This is a genomic window from Actinomycetospora endophytica (genome assembly GCF_021026375.1).
GTDB classification, from domain to species: Bacteria; Actinomycetota; Actinomycetes; order Mycobacteriales; family Pseudonocardiaceae; genus Actinomycetospora; species Actinomycetospora endophytica.
On sequence record NZ_JAJNDB010000001.1, the window covers coordinates 1120897 to 1134444 of the forward strand.

At 71.8% G+C, this 13548-nt stretch carries 13 protein-coding genes and 1 tRNA gene; 6 read left to right on the plus strand and 8 right to left on the minus strand.

The genetic code is table 11. The features are described from left to right. Window positions 1-45 precede the first annotated feature (45 nt). Window positions 46-405 (minus strand): DUF779 domain-containing protein, encoded by a 360-nt coding sequence (locus LQ327_RS05525; RefSeq protein WP_230730512.1) that lies wholly within the window; start codon window positions 403-405, stop codon window positions 46-48. 193 nt (window positions 406-598) lie between these two features. On the opposite strand from LQ327_RS05525, the gene LQ327_RS05530 reads away from it, so the two are divergent. Further along, complete coding sequence (locus LQ327_RS05530; RefSeq protein WP_230730513.1) at window positions 599-1423, plus strand: LLM class flavin-dependent oxidoreductase; 825 nt, start codon at window positions 599-601, stop codon at window positions 1421-1423. Between the two features lie 110 nt (window positions 1424-1533). Here the strand turns inward: LQ327_RS05530 and LQ327_RS05535 are convergent, their stop codons facing one another. From LQ327_RS05535 to LQ327_RS05555, 5 genes are all read right to left on the minus strand, one after another. Next, window positions 1534-1938 (minus strand): tautomerase family protein, encoded by a 405-nt coding sequence (locus tag LQ327_RS05535; protein ID WP_230730514.1) that lies wholly within the window; start codon window positions 1936-1938, stop codon window positions 1534-1536. A gap of 14 nt (window positions 1939-1952) precedes the next feature. After that, window positions 1953-3425: an aldehyde dehydrogenase family protein gene (locus LQ327_RS05540; protein WP_230730515.1), complete on the minus strand. Its 1473-nt coding sequence runs from the start codon at window positions 3423-3425 to the stop codon at window positions 1953-1955. Between the two features lie 32 nt (window positions 3426-3457). Then, complete coding sequence (locus LQ327_RS05545; RefSeq protein WP_308286253.1) at window positions 3458-5602, minus strand: ATP-binding protein; 2145 nt, start codon at window positions 5600-5602, stop codon at window positions 3458-3460. Between the two features lie 16 nt (window positions 5603-5618). Beyond that, window positions 5619-5855 (minus strand): hypothetical protein, encoded by a 237-nt coding sequence (locus LQ327_RS05550; protein WP_230730517.1) that lies wholly within the window; start codon window positions 5853-5855, stop codon window positions 5619-5621. A 63-nt stretch (window positions 5856-5918) separates the two neighbouring features. Next, a complete protein-coding gene (locus tag LQ327_RS05555; protein WP_230730518.1) occupies window positions 5919-7304 on the minus strand; it encodes a DHA2 family efflux MFS transporter permease subunit in 1386 nt (461 codons plus the stop codon). A gap of 194 nt (window positions 7305-7498) precedes the next feature. Between LQ327_RS05555 and LQ327_RS05560 the strand changes: the two genes are divergently transcribed. Both LQ327_RS05560 and LQ327_RS05565 read left to right on the plus strand, forming a co-directional pair. Continuing rightward, window positions 7499-7711, plus strand: coding sequence for a DUF7455 domain-containing protein (locus tag LQ327_RS05560; protein WP_230730519.1), 213 nt, complete (start codon window positions 7499-7501; stop codon window positions 7709-7711). Window positions 7712-7837: 126 nt separating this feature from the next. Beyond that, window positions 7838-9280 carry a DUF2252 domain-containing protein gene (locus LQ327_RS05565; RefSeq protein ID WP_230730520.1) on the plus strand — a complete coding sequence of 481 codons (1443 nt, stop codon included), beginning with the start codon at window positions 7838-7840 and terminating at the stop codon, window positions 9278-9280. Window positions 9281-9299: 19 nt separating this feature from the next. On the opposite strand, the gene LQ327_RS05570 is transcribed toward LQ327_RS05565, so the two are convergent. Continuing rightward, window positions 9300-10778: an FAD-dependent monooxygenase gene (locus LQ327_RS05570; protein ID WP_230730521.1), complete on the minus strand. Its 1479-nt coding sequence runs from the start codon at window positions 10776-10778 to the stop codon at window positions 9300-9302. Between the two features lie 217 nt (window positions 10779-10995). Between LQ327_RS05570 and LQ327_RS05575 the strand changes: the two genes are divergently transcribed. Next, window positions 10996-11772, plus strand: a complete 777-nt coding sequence (locus LQ327_RS05575; protein ID WP_230730522.1) for a bestrophin-like domain — start codon at window positions 10996-10998, stop codon at window positions 11770-11772. A 23-nt stretch (window positions 11773-11795) separates the two neighbouring features. Here the strand turns inward: LQ327_RS05575 and LQ327_RS05580 are convergent. Further along, window positions 11796-11868 (minus strand) — tRNA-Lys (locus LQ327_RS05580). 396 nt (window positions 11869-12264) lie between these two features. Between LQ327_RS05580 and LQ327_RS05585 the strand changes: the two genes are divergently transcribed. Together LQ327_RS05585 and LQ327_RS05590 are read left to right on the plus strand one after the other, a co-directional pair. Further along, window positions 12265-12786 carry a L,D-transpeptidase gene (locus LQ327_RS05585; RefSeq protein ID WP_230730523.1) on the plus strand — a complete coding sequence of 174 codons (522 nt, stop codon included), beginning with the start codon at window positions 12265-12267 and terminating at the stop codon, window positions 12784-12786. 56 nt (window positions 12787-12842) lie between these two features. Continuing rightward, the gene (locus tag LQ327_RS05590) at window positions 12843-13307 is read left to right on the plus strand and encodes a hypothetical protein (RefSeq protein WP_230730524.1); all 465 of its coding nucleotides are present in this window, start codon (window positions 12843-12845) and stop codon (window positions 13305-13307) included. Window positions 13308-13548 lie beyond the last annotated feature (241 nt).

Here is a 13548-nt window from a genome sequence, read left to right on the forward strand (position 1 = left end):
CGAGCCGCCCGCGGCGCCCATGGGCACCGCGGGCGGTGGCTCCGCTCAGGACGGCGCCTCTTCCTTGCGATCACGGATCGCGAACCGCATCCCGTCGCCGGGGCGCAGCGAGAAACCGGGCGACATCCCGGGGACGAGGTCCAGCGAGACGACCCAGCCCGTGCGGTAGTGGCGCCCGGGCAGGCTGCGCTGCTCGTAGACGTCGACGCCGTGCACGCTGCCGAGGAAGACGTCCCCGGCCCCGATCCGCAGTTCGCCCACCGGCAGGCAGGTCGGGGTGCCGGCGTCCTCGGCGCCCCCGGGCAGGTGCAGCAGCACGTCGCCGTGCTCGGCCCGCAGCCGGTCGAGCGCCTCCACGGCGGCGTCGGCCGCCTCGATCCGACACTGCGGCTCCCGGTCACCCATGGACGGCCCCGTCTCCTCGATGGTCTCGAGGCGAGTGTGACGCGGGTCGGACGACGACGGTGAGGTGGCGAACCGCCGACATGCGTCGCTTTCCCGCCACGGGATCTCCGGCGGCCCCGGAGACCCGCCGTCGGTCGGCGTCGTGTTGACTACCCCGCGTCAGCGGATCATCGGCGCGTGGTCGGGTGAGCGTGTGCAGACCTACGTCCCGTTCGGGTACCTCACCCACGTCGCCGGGGACGATCGACCTGCCGACGTCTTCCGCCGCACCGTCGACCTCGCCGTCGCCGCCGAGGAACTGGGCTACGAGACCTTCTGGGTCGCCCAGCACCACGCCGGCGCCCTCGACGGCCTGCTCCCGTCTCCGCTGGTGCTGCTGGCGGCGATCGCCGAGCGGACCTCGACGATCCGGCTGGGCACGGCCGTGATCGCCGCGCCGCTGGAGAACCCGGTCCGACTGGCCGAGGACGCCGCCACCCTCGACGCGCTCTCGGGCGGGCGGCTCGAGCTCGGGATCGGCGCGGGCGCGGACGCAGCGGCCGCGACCCGCTTCGGGCGCGACCACGAGCGTCGGCACTCCGACTGCACGGCGGTCGTCGACGAGCTGCTGGGGCTCGCCCAGAGCCCGGAGATCGTGCCGGGCGACCTCGGCTGGCACCGTCGGCTCTGGTGGGCGACCGGCTCGCGGGCCGGGGTCGACGCCGCGGCCGCCCGCGGGATCGGGGTGATGTCCGGCCGACCCGCCGACGTCCCGGGCTCGACGGTGGCCGACGACCTCGCCCACTACTGGGCGCGGACCGTCGAGCCGCGGGTGCTGGTGTCGCGCATCGTCTCCGACGACCGGGACGGCGCCGCCGGGATGATCGACCGGTGGCACCGTGACCCGGCGCGACCCTGGGCGACCGCGCTCATGGTGCAGACCCAGCCGGCGCGCGCGGGCTTCGACCGCCAGCTGCAGGTGATGCGGCGCGTGGCCGACGACCTCCGGGCGACGCGGGCGATGGCCCCCGCCCTCTGACCGGATCACCAGAGGGGGGCCTCTCGACCGCGGTGTTCACCAAGGCCCTGATCCCCGACGCCACGGTCAACCCGCACCTCGGTGCGGGGCGCTACAGCTGAGCCTGCGTCCTACCGACTCCCCCACCGATCCGCGAACCACGGGTCCTCGGCGCCCGGGGCCCCGACGGTGCGGCCGCCTTCGAGCACCAACGCGGTCGGGGTCTCGCGGAGCGCGACGGTCACGGTCGCCGCGTCCGCGCCGGTGCTCCGGACGACGGCCGCCGCAAGCTCACCGAGCAACAGGGTGGTCGTTTCCGACCGCCGGCCCGCGCGGACCCACCCCTGCAGGTACGTGCCCTGCCGCGGCGCTCCGTCGACATAGGCGTTCCCGATACCGGTCGTCCAGAAGATCACGTGGACCAGGGCCGACGGCGCACCGGTGACGGTGGTGTGCACGGCGGTGATCTCCCGAGCGAGCACGTCCTTCTGGGCACGGCTGAGTTCGTGATCGGTGGTCAGTTCGTAGCGAGGCATCCCGGCTCCGAGCGCTACTGGAGGTGTCGGATGGCGTGGGCCTCGACGTACCCGGCCATCCCGGCGTCCCCGCACTCACGACCGATGCCGCTGCACTTGATCCCGCCGAAGGGCATACGCGGATCGAGCGATTCGAAGGAGTGCGTGTTGACGAACGTGCTGCCGGCCTCCACACGTCGTGCCATCGCGAGCCCGCGCTCGGGGTCGGCGCACCAGACCGACGACGCCAGGCCGTGCTCGCTGTCGTTCACCCACGCCAGTGCCTGCTCCTCGTCGTCGTACGCGATGAGCGGGACCAGCGGCCCGAACTGCTCCTCCCGCGAGATCGGAGCGTCGTGGTCGGCGTCGAGCACGACGTGCGGGAGCACGTAGTACCCGTTGTCCCAGCCGGACTCATCGACCTTGCTCCCCCGCTCGATCACTCGGGCCGACGAGGCGGCGGTGCGGCGGAGGAGATCGGTGACCCTCCGGTGCTGGGCCTCGTTGCCCAGCGGTCCGAAGCTAGACGCAGGGTTCAGGCCGTGTCCGACCGCGTACTGGTCGACCCGGTCGCAGAAGGCATCAGCGAACCGCGCATACATCCGTCGCGGGACATAGACCCTCTTCACGGCGAAGCAGACCTGCCCGGAGCGCATGAAGACCCCCGGGACCATGCGATCCACGGTGAGATCCGGATCGGCGTCGTCGAGGACGAGGGCCGGATCGTTGCCGCCGAGCTCCAACGTGAGATCGGTGATCCCCGGCGCAGCCGACTCGATGATCCTCCGACCGGCGGTGGTGCCACCGGTGAAACTGACCTTGCGCACAAGGGGGTGGCGACACAGCGCGTCACCGACGTCGGCGCCTCCGTGTACGACGCCCAGCACTCCCGAGGGCAGATGATCGACCATGCGGGACAGCGCCAGGGTCAATGCGGCCGGCGCGGAGGGCGAGGGTTTGACGACGAGGGTGTTGCCGGTGGCGAGCGCCGGAGCCAGCTTGAGCATCGCGAGGGTGATCGGCATGTTCCAGGGCACGATCGCCACCGCGACGCCACGAGGCACCTTCTCGATGGTGATAGAGCCCCGCTCGTCGTCGTACGCCACCACGCCGAGGACGTCCTCGACGACGCTCAGGGTGTGCCGCAGGACTCCGGTGCCCACCCCGAAGTCCGACTCTGCCTCGTGGAGCAGGCCACCGTGCTCCCGGACCAGCAGCGGGGCGAGCTCCTCACCGCTCGCTCCCAGCGTCTCCGCTGCCGCCGTCAACCTCCGGATCCGTTCCGGGACCGGGGTGTCGCGCCAGCCCGGGAACGCCCGGTGCGCAGCCGTGACGGCGCGCTCGACGTCCTCCGAGCCGCCCGCCGCGACCCGGGCGACGACCTCGTCGAGACGGCCCGGATCGTGCACGTCACGCAGGTCGCGGAAGACCTGGAGCCCATCGATGAGATGACCGACCTCGGGAATCGTCGCGGTCCGAGGTCCGGCGGGGGTAGCTGTTGTGGTCATGGGTCCAGCCCAGCCGCTCACCGCGCCGACCGTTATCCGGGAAACCCGCCACCTCGTGCCGGGAGGTCATGGGTGTCGGCGCGGCCGGCTACCCACGCCGCGATCTGCGTACGGCTCCCGACACCCAACTTGGCGCGGATGTTCTCGGCGTGGCGCTCCGCGGTCCGCTCACTGATCCCCAACCGTCGACCGATCGCCGCGTTGGTCATCCCCTCGGTGATCAGCCGCGCAACCTGGGCTTCGCGCGGGGTGAGACCCGCCGCCCCGGCCTCCGGGAGGACTGTTGCTCGGATCTCCTGCTCGAGATAGGGCTGACGCCGGATCCCGGCAGCGGCGCGCAGCCCGTTCGCCGCCGCGAACCGGGCCGGGGCGGCGGCCGGCTCATGACGGACCGCGACGAGACCGAGGACGTCCAGACAGTCGGCGACGACCCGTCGATCACCGATGCCGTCGAGCAGGACGCGCGCCCTCTCCGCCAGCGCGTGGGCGCTGGAGAGGTCGCCGGCCTGGTAGGCGACCCATCCGCGCAACTGCAGGGTGCGCCCGCGTACCCAGTCACCGCCGTCGGTCGGGAACACGTCGAGCGACTTGTCGAACGCAACGTCGGACTCCGCCGTCCGACCGGAGAGGCCCAGGGCTACGGCCAGCGCGCACAGGGTCCTGCCCCGGACCCGGCCGGACACCGACCCGATGAGTCGTACCGCGTCCTCCGCCAACGGCAACGCGGCAGGCGCGTGCCCGGCCCAGACCGACCCCAACGCCAGCGAGGCGAGCGACCAGCCTGCGGCCACGTCGTCGCCGACCTTCTGACAGAGAGCGACCGCGGCGCGCAGCTGGCGTGCCCCGGCGTCGTGATCGCCCCGGGCGAGGATGAGACGCCCGAGCGCATCCCGGGCGGCCGCCTCCAGTGCGGGCTCGGCGACCGGGGTGTCCAACAGCCGCTCCAGATGCGCACATCCTTCGACCAGATGACCGCGCACATCCCAGAACCAGGCCAGCTCCGTGGCGGTCCGAAGGGCGCGCGGGTCGGCGGTCGGGGCTGCGTCCAACGCCCGTCGGAGGTTGGTGTGCTCGGCCTCGGCGCGATCGAGGCGGAAGGCTTCATCAGTCGTGCCGAACGCCCTCCCGACCTCTGTCGCAACAGTTTCTGCCCAGTCCCGGTAGGCCTCGTCGACCACTCGCCGACGCCCCGACTGCTCGAGGAGGTCGACGGCGGACTCCCGGACCGTGGCGAGCATCGCGTAGCGCATCCCGGTGCCCACCGACACGGCGCGGAGCAACGAATGGTCGACCAGTTCGCCGAGGCCGCGCACGGCGCCACGTCCGGACACCGCTTCGGCCGCTCTTGCGTCGCACCCTCCGGGGAACACCGACAGATCGGCGAAGACCCCTCGGGTGCTGGGATCGAGCAGGTCGAGACTCCAGTCGAGGGCCGCGCCCAACGAGCGATGTCGGGGGACCACTCCGCGGGGAGTACCGAACAGTTCGAGCCGTCCGTCGGCCCTCGCGAGGACGTCGTCGAGGCCGTAGCCGCGCACGTGCGCCGCAGCCAGTTCGAGAGCGAGCGGCAGCCCGTCGAGCGCCACACAGATCTCGGCGACGACCAGGGCGTTCTGCGCGGAGAGCGCGAACGACGGGTCCCGGTCACGCACGCGTTCGACGAACAGCGCCACGGCGGCGATCCGTCCCATCGGATCCGGGTCGAGCGGACCCTCGACGTCGGGAACGGCAAGAGGCTCGACCGGCACGAGCCGCTCACCAGGGATGCGCAGCGGAGTGCGGCTGGTACCGAGCACCCGTGTGCGCCCAGACCGACCGATCAGTGCGCTGACGTCGTCGGCCGCGTCCACCAGGTGCTCGAGGTTGTCCAGGACGAGCAGCGGCGCGCGGTCGTGCAGGTAGTCGCCGACGATCTCGAGCAGGGGACGGGCCCCGCCATCGCCGAGTCCGGCGGCGTCGGCGACTGCCGGGAGCAGCCCTCTCGGGTCGGACACGGTGGCGAGGTCGATGACGAGAGCGTCTGTCTCGGCCATGGCCACGGCGAGCGCGAGCCGGGTCTTGCCGGCGCCTGCAGCCCCGACGAGCGTCAACATTCGGCCGGGCGCGAGCAGATCACGCGCGAGCCGTTGATCGTCGTCACGGCCAACGATCGGGGTGAACGGACCACCCGATGTCATGGCGTTGCGGGGTCGCTCAGCCGGTGCGGTCCTCGCCGGGCGTGCGCTCGGGCGAGCGGCGCAGGGTCGCGATGGCCACCACCAGCAGCGCACCCGCGAGGAAGACCAGGATCGCGCCCACCGGGGTGTCCCAGACGACGAGGACGACGACCGCGAGCGCGGCCGGGATGATGAGGGCCGGGAGCCAGGCGCCGATGCCCGGGATGTCGCCGAACCCGGGCAGGCCCTCCGACGAGCCCTGATCTCCGTTCATGGCGCGCTCCTGCCTCATCCGATGCGACGGGTCGGTCATGCTAACCGGGCGAGGGGGCCGGATCTACGGCGTCGAGCCGGCCCGCTGCCCGGTGCGCAGCGCCCACCAGGCGAAGCCCGCGGCGAGCACGGAGACCACCGCGGCGAGGCCGTAGGCGTGGTTCAGTCCCGGCACGAAGGTCCCGGAGAAGACGATCGTGCCCAGCAGGGCGACGCCGAGGTTGCTCCCGACCTGCCGCGAGGTCGTGGCGATCGCCCCGGCCACCCCGGAGCGGTCGGCCGGCATCGACGAGACCGCGATCGTGTTCACGGGCGTGTTCGTCAGACCCAACCCGATCCCGAGCAGCACGTACCCGGGGATCACGTCCCAGACGGGGCCCGCGGTCGACACCGTCAGCGCCATCCACGCCGTCGCCGCGGCGAGGCACGTCGCACCCGCCGTCGCCGGCACCCGCGGCCCGATCCTCCCGACGATGCGGCCGGCGGTCGGCGAGAGCAGGAACGAGCTGAGGGTGGCGGGCGCGGTCAACAGGCCGGCCTGCAGCGCGGAGAGGCCCCGGACCTCCTGCAGCCACAGCGTGTTGAAGAACAGGAAGCCACCGAGCGTGACGAACGCGGCGATCGCGAGGGCGATCGCGCCGAGCAGCGCGGGCCGACGGAAGTCGTCGAGGTCGAGCAACGGGTGGCTCGAGCGGCGTTCGATCGCCACGAACGAGGCGCCGGCCAGGACCGAGACCCCGATCAGCGACAGCGTCAGCGGCGAGGTCCATCCCCGCTCCGGTGCCGTGATGAGTGCGTAGGTCAGCGGGAAGAGCGCCGCGATGATGGCGGTCTGGCCGAGCAGGTCGAGCCGGGGCGGGGTCGCGGGCCGCGCGCCGTCGGTGACCAGCCGCCAGGAGGCCAGGGCGACGACGACGATCGGCACGTTCACCATGAACACCGACCGCCAGCCGACCGAGTCGACGAGCAGGCCGCCCACCACCGGGCCGAGCCCCATCGCGATCCCGGTGCTCGCCGACCAGATCCCGAGGGCCTGTGCGCGGGCCGGTCCCGAGGGGTAGGCGTGGGCCAGCATGGCGAGCGTCGCGGGGGTCATCAGCGCTCCGCCCAGCGATTGCACCACGCGGAACCCGATCATGGCGCCGAGGTTCGGCGCGAGCCCGCAGGCCAACGACCCGGCGCCGAACAGGATCAGCCCGAGCACCCAGATCCGGCGGTGCCCGAAGCGGTCGCCGAGCGAGGCGCAGACGAAGAGCGAGCCCGCCCGCGCGAGGACGTAGGCGTTCACCGTCCACTGCAGCCCGCTGGTGGCGGCGCCCAGCTCGTGCCCCATCGTCGGGAGCGCGACGTTGAGGATCGTGGTGTCCAGGTTGGCCATGAACACCGTCAGGCAGCCGAGCCCCAGGGTGAGCTGGGCCGCGCCTGCGCGACCCCCGACGGCCGTTCTCATCACCGGAAGCTTAGCTCTGCTCACGATCGTCGTCGGTGCGTCGTGGGTCTCGTGGATCTCAGCTCCCTGATCGTGCGTGGTCGGGCGAGAACGGGGGTTGGCCCCCGTCGGCGGAGGGAGCACCCCATCCCCGTCGTCGGGCGCCCGGCGCAGCCTTGAGCCTCACTCGAACAGCTCGAAGAGAGGCGACCGTCATGACCGCATTCCCCGACCGACCGCGGCAGCGCTCCGAGCGATGTGATCGCTGCGGCGGACTCGGCCGATACCTCGCGAGCTTCCCCCGCGGCGGAGAGCTCGTCTTCTGCAGCACGCACCTCCGGATGCATCGCGAGCGCCTGCTGGTCACCGGTGCGCAGGTGGGCCTGCTCGCCGACCGTCTCGTGGTCGAGGCCGACATGGCGGCGTGAGGGGTTCTCGGCCGACCACCCACGCAGTCATCCGCTCCGGACGATGCCCCGGCGGCGGCGCCGCGCGACGGTGGCCCCGCGCCCCGTCTCGTCGGGGCTGCATCCGCGACGCAGGAGAGACCGTCGATGGCTGACACGACGACCGCCCGACGCAGCCGCCCCTCGGCCGAGCCCGACGCGCGCCCCGACCGCGAGGAGCGGGTCAAGCGCGGCAAGGCCGCCCGGGCGGAGGCACCGCGATCCAGCCACGCCGAGTTCACGACGGGCCCCGACCGGCCCGATCCGCTGGCTCTGCTGGAGCGTCAGGGGCTGACCCGCGCCCCCGAGCTCCTGCCGATCCGCTACGGCCGGATGGCCGCCTCGGCGTTCGCCTTCTTCCGCGGCGCCGCGCTGCCGATGGCCAGCGATCTGGCGAGAACGCCCGGATCCGGGCTGACGGTGCAGGCCTGCGGTGACGCCCACCTGGCCAACTTCGGGATGTTCGCGTCGCCGGAACGCAATCTCGTCTTCGACATCAACGATTTCGACGAGACGCTGCCCGGTCCCTGGGAGTGGGACGTCAAGCGGCTGGCGACGAGCATGGAGATCGCGGCCAGGAACAAGGACTTCTCGTCCAAGGAACGCCGAGCGATCGTCGTCGCGACAGTGGCGGCGTACCGGCGCGCGATGCGTGGTTTCGCCGGCATGGACACGTTGGACGTCTGGTACGCCCGCGCGGACGAGACCACCGTCCCGTCGCTCACCCGCGTCCGCCTCGGCGGGACCGAGCGCAAGAGGTTCGAACGCGCCACCAGGAAGGCGCGCACCAACGACAATCTCGGGGCGCTCGGCCGCTTCGCCGAGATCCGGAAGGGCGTCGCGCGCCTCAACGCGGACCCGCCGCTCATCGTGCCGCTGCGTGACCTGACCGACGGCGCGATCGATCTCGACGCGCTCGAGCAGCAGATACGCCGGATCCTGCTCACCTATCGCGACACGCTCGAGGCCGAGCGCCGGGTGCTGCTGGATCAGTACCGGCTCGTCGACATCGCACGCAAGGTGGTCGGGGTGGGCAGCGTCGGCACCCGCGCGTGGATGCTGCTGCTGCTCGGTGACGACGGCGGGGACCCGCTGTTCCTGCAGGCGAAGGAAGCCGGACCGTCGGTCCTGGAGGAGTTCGTCGGGGCCAGCGAGTTCGGGAACTCGGGTCAGCGGGTCGTGGTCGGGCAACGGCTGATGCAGGCCGCGAGCGACATCTTCCTCGGCTGGGTCCGCGCGGACGGTCTCGACGACTCGGCGCGTGACTTCTACGTGCGCCAACTGCGGGACTGGAAGGCATCCGCGGACATCGACGCGATGATTCCGGAGGGCATGCGGGCCTACGGGGAGGTCTGCGCCTGGGCCCTCGCCCGTGCTCACGCCCGCACCGGCGACCGGATCGCCCTGGCCGCCTATCTCGGGAGCAGCGACGCGTTCGACGTGGCCGTCCGGGACTTCGCCGACGCGTATGCCGATCAGAACGAGCGCGACCACCAGCAGCTGGTGCAGGCGATCGCGTCGGGTCGGATCCCGGCCGAGGCCGGGACGTAGGCGGGCCCCGGACGGGCCGCTAGGGAACAAGGTAGGAGTCGAGGAAGGTGTCGAGTGCGGCGAGCCCGGCCGCGTCGGCGGGTGCGGCGCGGAAGCCGACGTGCCCGTCCGGCCGCACCAGCAGCGCACCCGACGGGGCCTGCGGAGCGCCCGTGCCGTGGACGACGTCGACCAGCCCACGCCAGCGACGGTCCAGGCGCTCGAGCCCCTCGGTGTCCGCGGTGCCGGAGACCAGGAGCTGGTGCGCCGTGCCGTTCAGGGTGGCGCGATTGGGGAAGCGCTCGCCCGGACCCGGCGCAGGGAGCGTGTCCACTCCCGGCCCCAGGTGCTCCCCGACGATCGGGCTGCCGGCGTACGAGACGTCGAGCAGGCAGCGTGCCCGGGTCAGCGCCGCCCGTTGGGCGGGGGTCGCCGGGCTCGGGCGAACGCCGGTGCGAGCCGCCTCCACCGCCGATCGGGCCATCCCGTCGACCTTCTGGGACACGTCGAGCACATGGTGGTCGGCGGCGAGGCGTTCGATCGCGAAGCTCTCCACCAGGGCCGGTCGCGCGTGCCCGCGTGTCGTGAGCGCGAGCTTCCACGCGATGTCCAGGGCGTCGTGCAGAGCGGAGTTCAGGCCCTCACCGCCGAACGGGCTCGACAGGTGCCCGGCATCGCCGAGGAGGAACCGACGGCCCTCGGCCAGGCGTGGGACAACCCGCTGGTGCATGTGGAACGACGTCGCCCAGCCGACGTCCTCCACCTCGACGTCGCCGGTGATGCGCCGACGAATCGCGGGTGCGACGACCGCGGACGGCGTCGCGTGCGCCAGGCGTGCCGACTCGTCGTCGTCGAGGTCGCCGACGAACGTGAGCCAGCGCTCGTCCGGCAGCGGCACGAGCAGCACGAAGCCCTCCGGAGTGGCGACCAGGTTCGAGGCATCGCGCGCCAGGTCGCAGCGCGCGCCGATGTTCGCCGCCAGCACCGTGCCCGGATAGGTGAAGCCCTCCAGGGTCTCGTCCATCGATTCCCGCATGACGCTGTGGGCACCGCCGGCGCCGACGACCCAGGTGGCCTCGACCAAGGTCGAGGTCCCGTCGGCCTGCTCCAGCCGGATCAGCACCCCGTCGTCGCGCTCCTCCATGGACGTGACCGCGACCCCGCGCTCGACCACACCACCGAGCTCGGCGAGCCGCTCGGCCAGGATCTGCTCCGTGCGCCACTGGGGCAGGCTGCACTGGAACGGCCAGGCACAGTCGAGGTCGGCATAGGGCATCTCGCCGACGAGCCCGAGGTCCGCGTCGACGACCCGGGCGCACTTCACGTGCACCGACGCGGCCCGCACCTCGTCGGCCATCCCGGAGCGGGCCAGCAGCTCGAGTGTCCCCGGTTGGATCGAGGTGGCCCGGGTCTCGTGATGCGGTTCCGGGAGGCGTTCCAGAATCCGGGCCGCGACACCGCGGCGCGCCAGCTCGACCGCGGCGTACAGGCCGGACGGTCCCGCGCCGATGATCACCACGTCGGCTCCCCGAGGGTTCGACGATCGCACGTGCCACCCCCGATCCCTGGCCGGCGGGTCGCCCCTCGTGATCCGGACGCCGGCCGATCGACGACCAATTCGAGCAGCCGGCCGTGGCGCAGGACAAGATGTGACCGAAAGGTGCCGAACAGTATTCTGATCGCTACCGTTTGTACGCGCGGTCGAATTCCCGTCCACACTCTGACAATGTCGTGGAATGACCGGCCTGCCGATCTGGCTGAGCGGAATCCTGTTGATCGTGGTGCCTCCCGCCGTGGTCGTCGGGCTCCAGATCGGCATGCGACGACGCTGGCCAGTCCTGCGCGACGGGGAGCAGAACGAGGTCGCCGGATTCATCATCGCCGTGGTCGGAGTGATCTATGCGGTGCTGCTGGCCTTCGTCGTCATCGTCAGCTGGGAGAACTTCAGCCATGCCGAGCAGGTCGTCGGCGACGAGGCCAGCGCCCTGCGCACCATCTACCGCGACAGCGGCGCCTTTCCGCCGCAGGTGCGTGAGGAGCTGCACGACACCGTCCGCCGCTACGCCGCCGCGGTGGTGGAGACGGAGTGGCCGGCGATGGCCCGAGGAGAACCCGGCTCCCCGGAGGTCACCCACATCATCGACGAGACCTCGCAGACCCTGGCGAACCTGCCGGTCGGGACACCCAGCCAGCAGCAGTACCAGGGCATCGAGGCCGACCGGTTCAACGATCTGGTCACCGCTCGCTCGCAGCGCGTGGACTTCGTCGAGCAGGGCGTCCCCTCGGTGCTGTGGATCGCCCTGGTCGTCGGCGCGGTCGTGACCATCGGCTTCACCATGATCTTCGCCCTGAGCAGCACCGTGCTCCACACGCTGATGACGGCGAGCCTGACAGCGTTGATCGGCGTGCTCATGTTCGTCGCGGTCGCGATCGACCACCCCTTCTCGGGCGACGTGGCCGTCGATCCCGCGCCCCTGGAACGCGTCCTGTCCGACTTCGGCCAGCCCCGATAGCCGGCGGCGCGGTGCGGAGAGGGTGGGCCCCGTGGGACTCGAACCCACAACCAGCGGATTAAAAGTCCGATGCTCTGCCCATTGAGCTAGAGGCCCGCTGGCACGGGAGCGTAGCGCCCACGACCAGATGCTCCACTCGGCGCACTCCATGCTCCACTCGGCGCGCGGGCCAGGCCCGGATGGCTGGAGCGGATCCGGACAGGTCGGGCACCGGCATCGACCTGCTCGTTTCTTCGGTCACGCAACGACCATCCCCACGCCGAGCAACCATGGACGAAACGACGCCTCGGGCACCCCCGAATAGGCCAACGGTGCAGGTCAGCGCGCCACGACACGCCGCGTGTGGATCTCGTGAACACACGCCGTGACCGACCCCACGACGACTCACCGTGATGCAGCCGATCGCCATCGGTGACCTGACCGAGACGTATCGTCATCACCGCCTCACACAACGGGGCCACCGCGTCATGATCCATTGGGGAAGGACACGAGTTGGGTCGTCATCAGAAGCACTCCGAACGCCGCCTCGCGCGCGCCGTCCTCATGGGCGGCGCCATCGGTGCCGGTGTGCTCCAGGCCGCGGTGCCCGCGCTCGCTGCGCCGGCCCCCGCTCCCGCCCCGGCCGCTCCCGCTCCGGCGCCCGCGACCGGCCCGGCGGCGAAGGCGCCCTGTGAGGCTGCCGCCAAGGCTTGCGTCTCGATCTCTCAGCAGAAGGCGTGGCTGACCGACGGCAAGGGCAACGTGACCCGGGGTCCGATCACGGTCACCACCGGCGGTCCCGGCAACGAGACCCCGCAGGGGGTCTTCCACGTCATGTGGAAGGACCAGTTCCACCACTCGCGCGAGTACAACCACGCGCCGATGCCCTACTCGGTGTTCTTTGCCCCGGGCGACGCCTTCCACGGCGGCAGCCTGCAGCGCGCCTCCGCGGGCTGCGTGCACCTCGGTGACGACGACTCCAAGGCGTTCTTCGACTACCTGCAGGTGAACGACGAGGTCCAGGTTCTGCCCTGATCCGGCCGGCGGCCCCGAACCGCCGACGACGAACCAGGAATGAGGAGGCCAGACACATGTCGATGGCCCTGGTGATGTCCGAGATGCCTGACGTCTATCAGCGGGTGCTCACCGAGCACGTGCCCGACGGCGGCGGGCGCTGCGGCGCCTGCCGCAACGTCAACGGTGAGACGGCGTCGTGGCCCTGCCAGACCTACCGCATCGCCCAGGAGGCGAAGTGGGTCGGCGAGGGCAACCTTCCGGGCACCGGACCGCACGGCCCGGTGGATCCCCGCGGCGACTCGACGCCGCCGCGCCGGTCCGAGCCCTCGTACTCGCTGGACACGCCGCGCACCGGCGACGTGCCCGACCTCGGGTTCTCCGACCGCCCGGCCTCCGAGCTCCTGCCGCAGCGGGCCGAAGGGGGTCGCCGTCGTCGTCGTGACGATGACGACGACAGCGCCTCGTTCGGCTCGCAGATGGACGCGCCGTACGGCTCGTCGTTCGGGGTCGACGACCGGCCCCGTCACGCCGCTCGCTGAGCAGCTGCCTCCGTCGCGCGACGAAGGTACTCGCCGGCCGCCGGCCTCGTCGGGACGAAGATCCCTCGACGACGTCGGCGGCCTCGGCGTGTGGGTGGCGCCGTCCGCACGTCAGATGTCAGCACCGGACCATCGCTGACTCGGCGGCCGGGCGCGGCGCCCAAGATCTGACCCCGGACATGGAAGACCCCCGGAGCATGCTTCCCTCGGCGGGTGCCGAGGGGCCCAGGTGGACGAGGTC

What these genes read in the sequence shown, in the direction of transcription:
- LQ327_RS05555 (WP_230730518.1), bottom strand. Translation starts at nt 7,304, where the DNA reads ATGAGAACGGCCGTCGGGGGTCGCGCAGGCGCGGCCCAGCTCACCCTG.
- LQ327_RS05540 (WP_230730515.1), bottom strand. Translation starts at nt 3,425, where the DNA reads ATGACCACAACAGCTACCCCCGCCGGACCTCGGACCGCGACGATTCCC.
- LQ327_RS05565 (WP_230730520.1), top strand. Translation starts at nt 7,838, where the DNA reads ATGGCTGACACGACGACCGCCCGACGCAGCCGCCCCTCGGCCGAGCCC.
- LQ327_RS05575 (WP_230730522.1), top strand. Translation starts at nt 10,996, where the DNA reads ATGACCGGCCTGCCGATCTGGCTGAGCGGAATCCTGTTGATCGTGGTG.
- LQ327_RS05590 (WP_230730524.1), top strand. Translation starts at nt 12,843, where the DNA reads ATGTCGATGGCCCTGGTGATGTCCGAGATGCCTGACGTCTATCAGCGG.
- LQ327_RS05550 (WP_230730517.1), bottom strand. Translation starts at nt 5,855, where the DNA reads ATGAACGGAGATCAGGGCTCGTCGGAGGGCCTGCCCGGGTTCGGCGAC.
- LQ327_RS05560 (WP_230730519.1), top strand. Translation starts at nt 7,499, where the DNA reads ATGACCGCATTCCCCGACCGACCGCGGCAGCGCTCCGAGCGATGTGAT.
- LQ327_RS05535 (WP_230730514.1), bottom strand. Translation starts at nt 1,938, where the DNA reads ATGCCTCGCTACGAACTGACCACCGATCACGAACTCAGCCGTGCCCAG.
- LQ327_RS05545 (WP_308286253.1), bottom strand. Translation starts at nt 5,602, where the DNA reads ATGACATCGGGTGGTCCGTTCACCCCGATCGTTGGCCGTGACGACGAT.
- LQ327_RS05525 (WP_230730512.1), bottom strand. Translation starts at nt 405, where the DNA reads ATGGGTGACCGGGAGCCGCAGTGTCGGATCGAGGCGGCCGACGCCGCC.